The organism is Flexibacter flexilis DSM 6793 (assembly GCF_900112255.1).
Taxonomy (GTDB): domain Bacteria; phylum Bacteroidota; class Bacteroidia; order Cytophagales; family Flexibacteraceae; genus Flexibacter; species Flexibacter flexilis.
Window position 1 is genome coordinate 1 of record NZ_FOLE01000021.1, and the last position, 10064, is coordinate 10064.

Below are 10064 nucleotides of genomic sequence, written 5' to 3' on the forward strand. Positions count from 1 at the left end.
AAGAAACTCGCCCCCATTTCTGCCGTCAATTCCTCCACCCCATAGCTATACGAACCAAAAGAACTGGCCTCCACCACTTCCTTGCGGTTGAGGCGGGAGGCGTGGCCTGTGGCATGGATGCACTCATGGAACAGCGTGGCATAATACTCCTCCGAGCCGATAAAACGATGTTTATCAGGCAATTGGATATAATCCAGCAGGGGAGCATAATAGGCCGAAGAGCCTCCGATTCGCAAAGGCGGCAATTGTGGTTGCATAAATTCAAACAAGCGTTCGGCGGTCTGAATCGGCAAGTGCGGTGTCAGGGGTTCAGAGTCGGGTAGTTTCCAGTCCACTCCTTCGATTTGGCTGATATTGAAGACGTTGTAATAACGCAACAAAGGAATACGCTCCAGCAAGGGCTTTTGCGCAGGCGTGGGATTGGGAATGGACTTTTGCGTCAGCGGGTCAATGTAGAGCCAATTCCAATACACCACAGGTAGGGACTTGCTGTTCTTTTTGACCTTGCCGCCCAGTTCTTTGGCCTGTTGGAAGGTCAGGAAATAGGGTTTGGGGAAGTTAAACAGATTGAGCAAGAAGCAGTTAATCCCTCGATAAGCCTTTTGGCTCAAGTAGTTCTTGGGCAGTTCTGCTCGCCAAGGCATTTGCCATGGTGCCACGCCCTGTTCCAGTCGTTCAATGATGAGTTCGTTTACTCTTTGGTAAACATCACTCGTAGGGTTGTTTTTGGAGTTCATCTTGAAATTTGAGTTTTGTTTCAAGAGCTCTTTTATACAAGCCTATCATGCTTTCTGTGTGAGGGGGACTTAAACTAAAATTTTTTCTCCATGATTTTTTAACCAAGTTCTGGCTTCTTGGTAATTAGGCATTTGTATTTGTACAATATTCCAAAAAGCAGGCGTATGATTCAACTCTATCAGGTGCGCAAGTTCGTGTATGATGATGTAATCTATCACAAAAGCAGGGGCTTTGATGAGTTTCCAATTGAAATTAAGGTTGTTTTGTGGACTGCAAGAACCCCAACGCAATTTTAAATCGCTAAAGTATAATTTGCCATAACTTACGCCCAGTTTTTGAGCATATAATTCTATTTTTGGCTTGAGTTTTTCGATGGCTTTGCGCTTATACCATTGCGCCAATAATTCTTCTGCTCTCTCTTGATTTTGCTTGGACAACAAGAATTTATTGTTAAATCGGAAGCCCTCAAAATGTTCTTGTTCCGTAATATCTAACTTGTAATTTTTGCCCAAATACATAATAGATTTACCCGAAACAAAGGGGGTATGAATGGTATTTTGTCTAAATTTTAACGTAAAATTTAGCTTATCATAAAGCCACATTTTTCTCCTCTCCACAAACGCATTGACCAACTCCTCCGACACACCTTCTGGAGCCAAAACCGTGATGGTTTTATCTCTTTCCACTATCAAACCCAGCGTTTTTCTTTTAGAGGAATATTTTATGGTGTATTTATAAGTCATCATTACTTTGGTCAATTATACAAAATTTCATCGTTGTTGGCTTTGGCCAACTCCATGAGTCTGCTACAAATTTCTGCTCGTTTAACTTTCACCTGCTCTATCAAAGGGGATTCAAGTAACAAGTCTTGCAACGCGCCTTTGAGTCTGTTTTGGTCGGCGTGTCTGTGCGGCTCCCAAAAACGTTCTAAGGCCATTTCTGTACGCAAAATTTGCATGATTTGTTGCGTCACATTGACCAGTGCGGCGTTGTTGTCTTCGTCTAAGGGCGCATTGTCAAAGAGTTGCTTATGCAAAGACCTAAAAAATCTCATTGCTTTTTTGTCCAAACCATACGACTCTTTTTCTTGTTCTTTTTTCAAACGTTCCAAGAGGTCTTTTAATTCCTCGTACACTTGTTCCCAATTGTTTTGGTTTCTGAGCAGAATTTCCTCCAACAGTTGAGCAAATGAGCTATACAATTCGGGGTCTTCGTCCAAGTGTTCGGTCAAATAATTACGGATAGCGTGTTCAATTTCTGCCGCTTTGGTTTTGGCTCTTTTCTTCAAAGACACTTCCGACATAAATTCTTTATCCAAAATAGAAAGCGGCGGTACTTTTTGGTCGATGCCCTTAGAAACCAAGTATTCATCTACAATAAGCCTGAGTTTTTCGGAAACACTGCTCATATTCAAATGCTGGTCTCTGGTATGTTTGGCTGCCTGCACGTTAATCAAAGACAATTGTTTGAAGTCTTGCAGGTAAGGCAACGCCTCTTTTTGAGGCATCACCACGTCAAGGGCTTTGGCAAAGGCCTTATACAGCGAAACAAACTTAAAACGTATTTCCTCATCATAAAACAAATCAAAAAACATTTCGGTATCGTCCAAATCGTTGAGTTGGAACTCTTTCAAAAAGTTCATCAGCTGTTCGTGGGTTTCGATAAGCTCATTGAGTTGGCTGCTGTCGTTGCCCAAACAAGCTAAAATTTCGCTTTGCTCCAATTCGTCATACACATTAAGGGCGTGTTTGAGATGATGCCCTACACCGACATAATCCACAATAAAGCCAACTTCTTTGCTGGGTGCGCCTACGCGGTTTACTCTGGCAATGGTCTGCAAAAGATTATGTGCCACAATGACTTTATCCAAATACATTACTTGTTCGATGGGTGCATCAAAACCCGTCAGCAACATATTATTGACCACCAAAATACCAACCGCACCCGTTCCTGAGTCGCCTTGTTCGTCAAAAGAGAGCTTGAAACGCTCCGTCAGTGTTTTGTGTTTGCTGCTGTTGGTAAATGGCGTAAGGTCGCTGGTATCGTTTTGGCTTCCCGAAATCACGACACCCACCTCCAACGTTTCCAGTAGCGGGATATTTACATGGTAAGGATTATGTTGTTTGAGGGCGGCCACTTTTTCGGCCAACGCCTCTTGGAGGGCTTGAGAATAACGCGCACAAGCCAAACGCGAAGTAGCCACCACTTGCGCCTTAAAGCCATTGGTAAACACATGCGTTACATAATGGTCTATCATGTCTTTGGCTTTTGCTCTGATGGTTTCGTTGGCTTCCAAATAAGCCCTGCGGGTCATTCTTACGCCATTGATAAGTATTTGCGTTTGTTCGTTGTCGTCGTAGTCGGCAAAAACATCGGCAAACATCTGGTTGGCCGCATCGCTATCGCTAATCTCGGCGTTGTGTGTGCGGCCTTCATAGACGATTTCGAGCGTTACGCCGTCGTCAATGGCTTGGCGCATGGTGTATTTGTCGATATATTCCCCAAAAACTTTTTCGGTTTTCTCAATCGGCGTACCCGTAAAGCCCACGTGTGTAGCATAAGGCAAAGCTGCATTGAGTTGCGCCCTGAGTTCTTTGTATTGACTACGGTGCGCCTCGTCGGTCATGACCAAAATGCGGTCGCTGGTGTTCAGCTCGCCCAAGTTGAGTTGTACGATGTCGTTGGTCTGGAATTTCTGTATCATTATCAGCGACACATCGGACGTATCCGAGCGCAGCATGGCAGGAATATCTTTGATTTTGGCAGCCGCTTGTACGGAATAGCCAATTACGGCACTGGTTTCTTGCAACTGGTCTTCTAAGTCGGTGCGGTCTGTTACAAACACAATTTTCCATTGCTTCAAATCCGTGTTGGATTTTTTCATTTCACGCACCAAAAACATCATGGTCAGCGACTTGCCCGAGCCTTGCGTATGCCAAACGATTCCACTTCTTTCTTGCGGATTTCTACCTTGTTTGAGCCTTTCCAAAATCAGTTTGACGGCCCTAAACTGCTGATAACGACCCACGACTTTTACTTTGCGGTTGCTTACTTCATAGAAAACCGTGTAGCAACGAATCAGGTCTAATAAATTCTTGGGGGAAAACATACCCGCCACCAAACGGGCTTGGTCGCTATGGCTGCCGATGCTGTCTTCCAAATCCTGCAATGTGAGCGGATACGGGTCTGTCCAACGGTAAAAGTGCTTTTCGGTTTTGGTCGTAATCGAACCAAATTTGGCAATATTGCCGCAAGTGGCCACCACGATTTGGTTGTAATAAAACAGATTTTTATTGCCCTGACCCTCGTGTCCTGCGTGTTCGGCGTAGCGATTGATTTGCTCAATGGCTTGCGCGATGGGGTCTTTTTTGTCGTCGGCTTTACATTCGACAATCGCCACAGGTATCCCGTTGATAAACAGCGTAATGTCAGGAAAAATATATTTGTCTGTCCCCAAAATAGCTACTTTCAGTTGCGAAATAGCCGTAAACGTGTTATTAGCTACGTTATCAAAATCTATTATTTTGACGGTGGGGGATTTGTCGCCTGTCTGATGATTGACCGACACGCTGGTATTTTCCAACAACAATTCCAGTATATGCTGGTTGTTTTCCAGCAAACTGCCCGCCGTGTAAGTCGTGAGCCTTTGATATACTTCGGCTACTTGTTCGGCAGTGAGCCAAGGGTTTATTTTGAGCAAACTTGCCTCAAACATTTCTCGGAGAATCACCTCCGAAAAAGAACGACGACCACTATCTTGCGGATATTGCACGCCTTCCATTTTGCCTTTCAGCAAAAGCACGTCCCAGTGCAGGGTAGCCAGTTGGTTGAGTAAAGGGAGTTCTACTTTTTGCCATTCGCGGCCAGTAGCTTGTTTCCATGCAGGAACAGAAAGGGAGAGATACGTGGTTTTCATCGTAGAAGGTGCGGGTAAAATTCTATGAGCCTATTATACAATAAAATGCGCACAGAATCAACCCAAAGTATTGTTTTAGGATATGTTTGTTCTCTAGATTTATTTACGCAACCCTCACTTTTCCGCTCAACAGGTCTTGCATCAAACCGCTTTTGAGCAGTTCGAGTTTGCTCAATTCTGCGCGCTCATTTTGTAAATACTTATCGAATTGTATCACTTTATTTGCAATCATTTTTTGTTCTTCTATTGGTATGAGTGGAATTTCAAAGTTTGAAATGATTTTCCAATCCGTTCTTGGCATTTTTGTTCCAAATGATTGTCCAACAGTATAGTTAATAAATTTATCTGTCTGAACAAACAAAAATAAAAGAAAGGAAATATTGTTTTCTTTTGGTCTAAAAACAAGTATTTCCGTAGTACAAACTCCCTCAAAATCAACTAAAAGATATTTTTTTAAGTACGGCCTCAATTTAGAAAAAAGTACATCTCCCTTTCTAAATTTTGATTTTATACTGCGATTTATACTAGAATCTACCGTATCAATAAGGCTGCCTGTATTAGACTCGATATGGTCAAGGTTGATACATTTTTGCGTGTTAGTATTACTGGGCAAATATTTTTCACTTATTAGGTCAGCTATATCACTAAAAAAAGCTACTTCCCATTCGACAGGGATTCTGCCCAAGGGCGAATCTTTGAAAGCGTGTGTTTGCTGGGAGCGAATCGTTCCGTTTTCGTCGATGCCGCGTGTGAGCAAATCTTGCATCAGGCCTGTTTTGATTTGTTCGTTTTTGGCGATAAGGGCGCGGGTTTGCTCAATGGCCTCATCTACCTTCGACAACACCGCCGCTATTTTGCGCTGCTCCTCAACAGAAGTGGGGAGATGGATTTTGATAGCTTTTATTCTAAATAGTGCCAATTTAGGCTGTACAGCTGAACCTACAAAGGCATCTATTTGAACTTGAACATTATCTGAACACAATGCAACAGATAAAAAATCACTACTAACGCCATCGCTAATATTCGTTATTTTTGCAGCATTTTCAGTTAAGTTTGACCCATTAAGTTTTCGGGGAATTTTTCCTACCAACCCGATTGTTCCTGCAATTGATATGTAAACATCATTCTCATATATTTTATAATTCTTTATAAGCTGTTCGGTTTCAAAAGATATATATTTTAGATTATTAACATTTACAGAGCCGCGAACCAAGTCTGTGACCCTAATATAAGCCGTTTGTGTACTTTTATCTGTAAAATCATGGCCATAAGGCAATCTTTTACCTCCTTTTACGTCTGCAATCTCCCCAATTGTTTTTTCTTCCCAGCCTTGTATGTTCATAAATAGCTTATTTTAAGGGTTTTAAAGAAGGTGCTGGTTTCGTTTCGGGTGCTTTTATGTACCCCAACGCTTGCAAAAAAGCATCTAATTGCGCCAAAGTAGCGGCTCTGTCGGCTTGCAAAGTGGCGCGACTGATGCGGTATTTGTCCCAGAGATTTTCGGTCAGGGCGGCCAACTTTCTTTGTTCGGCTCGCAAATAACGTTCCAATTGCTGCAATACCATGCCGTGATATTTCTCCAAAATCAGGGTTTGGGCTTCGGCTTGGCTGATTACCTGCTCGGCTTGCGCCACCAGACCTTGTACTTGCAACTGTTTGGCTTTGTAATGCTCGATTTGTTTGTCCAATTTGGCTTTGTCGCTTTCTTTGTCGGCGGCGGCTTTTTCGGCTTCCAACAAAATGATTTGGTCTTGGTATTTTTGTATCAAATCCTCGCGCCCGTATTTTTTGGCATCTACCAAATCCTCCAAACTAATTTGTTTTTCTTTGAGTAATTTTTTGCTCACTTTCAGTAAGTTGTCCGCCGATTTTAAGTCGTTTTCCTGTTTTTTGAGTTTCAGCACCATTTGTCTGCTTTCCGCATCGCTACGTTGGTTGTATTGGCTTATTTCGCTTTTCAGGTAATCGGTCAGGGTTTTCACGCTTACTTTTTCGTCTTCTTCTGTCTCAAAATCAATGCTTTCCATCAGTTCGGCCAACAGCGACTCTGTTTCATTGATTTGGATTTCGAGCTGTTCTATTTCAGCGATTTTGTGGGCAAAATACGTCTGGATAATGAGTTGGTCAGGCACAAGCGTATTCGTCCAACCCATCGAGGCGATGGTTTTCAAATCGTTGTTGATGGCCTGCCACCAGTTCACAAAAATACCTGCCACCTGATAGCGGTCAAACACGCCCAAAGTCAGGAGTTTGGTTTGGAGGCTGCCCAGTAAACTTTTGCGAATTTGGGGAATGTTCAGCTCTTTTTGCTCCAATTTCCCAAAATCAGTTTGGACTTCTTGCCACCATTGGCTTGTCAAATCCTTAAACGCCTGCAAGGTTTTGCGCAAAGCCTCATGGTTTTCTATCGTGTTTTTGATGTGGGCTTTGTCCGTGATGTCGGCGATAAAATCAGCATAGTTTTCATCTTCCTTGCGTGGGACGAAAATGGCTTCGGTGGGTATGCCAAACTTGTCGTATTCGGTTTGTTGCGTTTTGATTTCGGCCATAGGCACGCCTCCGAGCAAGTGCGCTTTTACGTCTTGGGGTTCGGGCGCGGGCGTGTTGTCCACATAACGCCTGATATTGAGATTGAAGTCGTTGGCTTCGATTTCGGCTATATCCACCAAACGCGAATATTTCGGCACTTCTATTTTTTCAGTGAAAACCGTATCTATTTTCTCGATGTCTTCGGGGCGTAAAAAATTTTGGGCTTTGCCTTCTCCAAACTCTGCATCGGCATTGATAAACAGGATTTTGTTACGCATCTTGTCGCTTTTGCCTTTGTTGATGACCAAAATACAAGCGGGGATACTCGTGCCATAAAACAACGAAGGCGGCAACCCAATCACGGCCTCAATGAGGTTGTCTTTGATGATGCCTTCGCGAATGGTTTTTTCCGCGCCACCACGAAACAGCACCCCATGCGGCACGACGGTAGCCATCAAGCCATTGTGTTTGAGCATGGCAATCATGTGTTGCACAAACATCAAATCTCCTTTTTTGCCTGTTTCGGGTGCGTAGCCGTAGCGAAAACGGCTTGTTTGCTGCATTCCTTGTTTGGTGTAATTTTGGGAAAACGGCGGGTTGGCCAGTATGCGGTCGAAAGATTCTAAACGGCCATCTTTCAGATGCAAAGGCTCTTGGATTACGTCGCCTTGTTTGATGTTCGCGCTGTTAATCCCGTGCAAAATCATGTTCATTTTACAAATTGCCCATGTCGTAGCATTGAGTTCTTGGCCAAACAGATTCAGGGTGATGCCTGAATCGCCTTGTTCTTCCACGAAGCTAAAGGACTGTACCAACATACCACCCGACCCGACTGTTGGGTCATAGACGGCATGGTTTTTTTCTGGCTTAACCAATTGCACCATCAGGCGCACCACAAAAGGCGGGGTATAAAATTCACCTCCTTTTTTGCCTGCGCTGTCCGCAAAGTATTTGATAAGGTACTCGTAAGCCGCTCCCAACAAATCAGGAAATTCAAAATTGTCGTTGGTGAGTTGGTATTTATTGAAATGGTCGATTAAGTCTTTGGCTTTTTTGTCGGAAATAACACGTTTGTTGCCTTTCACTTGGTTAAAGCTGATATTGTCTTTGAGTACGCCCGCCAAAGTAGGGTTATGTTCTTCCAGTTGCGCCAATGCAATATCAAGAGCTTCCCCAATATTGGTATGTAAGTGTTTGAGTTTTTCCCAGCGCGATAATTCTGCCACAAAATAAGCATCTCCATACGTTGCTTGTTCTTCCAACAGCTCTTCTATCTCCGTTTCCGATAGTCTGTTTTTTTGTCTATACTCTTCTTTTTTCTGCTGCCTGATTTGTTCAAACTGGTCAGACATTCTTTTAATAAAAAGCATACCAAAAATATATTCTTTAAACTCACTGGCATCCATTGAGCCGCGCAAAATATCGGCAGCTTTGAGCAAGAAGTTTTCTAACTGACTAAGGGATAATTTTGTTGTTTTCATGGGGCAAAATAACGTAAATGTAAGGAAAGTTTCGAGTGTTATTTTGCCAGCATAAGCAATTATACCCCTCATTGCAAGCCAATAAAGGGTATAAGATTCTTATCAATAATGAGTTAAATAAATTACTCTCCCAACAGTCTTTTACTCATTTCTTTGCGGGTGTCGTCCTCGAAACTGGCCAAATAGACTTCCGTAATGGCTGTATTAGTATGCCCCAAACTCTCGCTAATGTACTCTATACTTGCCCCTGAACGCTTGAGTACGGTCGAGAAACTGTGTCGTGCGGTGTAAGTGGTTATATGTTTGGAAATGCCCAATTCTTCCCTGATTTGCTTCATAAATTTATTGACTGTGTAGATAATGTTACTGGTTTTCACTGCCTTTTGCAAAGCAGACTGTTCATCAGTATAAAACGGGAAAATATAAGTGTTAGGCAAACAAGGTTTTTGACCCCAACGAGCTATAATTTCTTGGGCAATGGGTGGCAAATGTGCTTGAATTAAACGCGGATTACTACGGAGTTTGTTAGCGGTTTTTTGCCTCATAAATGTTAAGCGGTCGCCGTCTATATTGCTATATTGGAGGTTGCATATATCTTTTACATTTATCCCATTGCATAGATACGAAAAGACCCACAAGTCTCGGGCGAATGCCTCTTTTCCTTGTGGGTCTTGGGGTGTGTAGTGAATGATTTTCATAATGTCAGCTAAGGGCAAGGCTTTTTTGACATTAACCGACTTTAAGGGCTGATATTTCTTTCGCCCAAAGGGGTAAAAGTCTTTGGAGACAATGCCGTCCGCGATGGCAGCATTGAAAATGGTGCGAATAGAGGTGGTATAAAAGCCAATAGAACCAGGCTTGAGGCCTTTTTTGAGGAGCGCGTCCTCATATTTTCTCAAGAAGGAAGGGGTTATATCTTCAAAATATAAGTTTTTTGTGCCAGCATATTGCCGTAGCGAGTTGAGTGCGCCATTAAATCCCCATGCGGATTTGATGCGCCCTTCGTCCAAAAGATTATCAATAAAGGTTTGGAAGTAGTTTATAACCTTACGCGATACGGCGGCATTGGCACTTTTTCCATTGTATAACTCTATAAATCGCCTGAAAGTAAATACGCCCATTGTACTGAGTATAAGCTGAGCTTTATGCTCTATGGCCGTTATTTTGATTTTTAGTTTTTTGAGTTGCTCGCCGCGCACAGAGGCCGTTTTGAGCTTGTCCCAATCAGCTAACGAAACAGATTCGTCAATACTGATGTATTGTCTTTCTTTTCGGAAAGTAATGCGTAATTTGAGGGGGAAAGTCCCATCTACTTTTTGCCTTCTTTTGTCGATAGCGACAGCAATGGTTGCAGTGTTTTCCATGATATTTACAATAAAAATTGACACTATTTTGATTGA

At 42.8% G+C, this 10064-nt stretch carries 6 protein-coding genes; all 6 read right to left on the reverse strand.

Annotated elements, in window-relative coordinates; translation table 11 throughout:
• Positions 1 to 737: ArdC family protein (locus BM090_RS17740; protein ID WP_091516925.1), on the reverse strand; the 737-nt coding region annotated here is incomplete at its 3' end.
• 69 nt (positions 738 to 806) lie between these two features.
• Complete coding sequence (locus BM090_RS17745) at positions 807 to 1484, reverse strand: M48 family metallopeptidase (protein ID WP_221405427.1); 678 nt, start codon at positions 1482 to 1484, stop codon at positions 807 to 809.
• 8 nt (positions 1485 to 1492) lie between these two features.
• A complete protein-coding gene (locus tag BM090_RS17750) occupies positions 1493 to 4654 on the reverse strand; it encodes a type I restriction endonuclease subunit R (protein ID WP_091516934.1) in 3162 nt (1053 codons plus the stop codon).
• A 103-nt stretch (positions 4655 to 4757) separates the two neighbouring features.
• Positions 4758 to 5996, reverse strand: coding sequence for a restriction endonuclease subunit S (locus BM090_RS17755; protein ID WP_091516938.1), 1239 nt, complete (start codon positions 5994 to 5996; stop codon positions 4758 to 4760).
• 7 nt (positions 5997 to 6003) lie between these two features.
• A complete protein-coding gene (locus BM090_RS17760; RefSeq protein WP_091516946.1) occupies positions 6004 to 8664 on the reverse strand; it encodes a type I restriction-modification system subunit M in 2661 nt (886 codons plus the stop codon).
• A 122-nt stretch (positions 8665 to 8786) separates the two neighbouring features.
• Positions 8787 to 10064: site-specific integrase (locus BM090_RS17765; RefSeq protein WP_221405428.1), on the reverse strand; the 1278-nt coding region annotated here is incomplete at its 5' end.

Bases quoted from the DNA above. Each gene is read 5' to 3' on its own strand.
- BM090_RS17745 (WP_221405427.1), bottom strand. From the start codon at position 1,484: ATGATGACTTATAAATACACCATAAAATATTCCTCTAAAAGAAAAACG.
- BM090_RS17750 (WP_091516934.1), bottom strand. From the start codon at position 4,654: ATGAAAACCACGTATCTCTCCCTTTCTGTTCCTGCATGGAAACAAGCT.
- BM090_RS17755 (WP_091516938.1), bottom strand. From the start codon at position 5,996: ATGAACATACAAGGCTGGGAAGAAAAAACAATTGGGGAGATTGCAGAC.
- BM090_RS17760 (WP_091516946.1), bottom strand. From the start codon at position 8,664: ATGAAAACAACAAAATTATCCCTTAGTCAGTTAGAAAACTTCTTGCTC.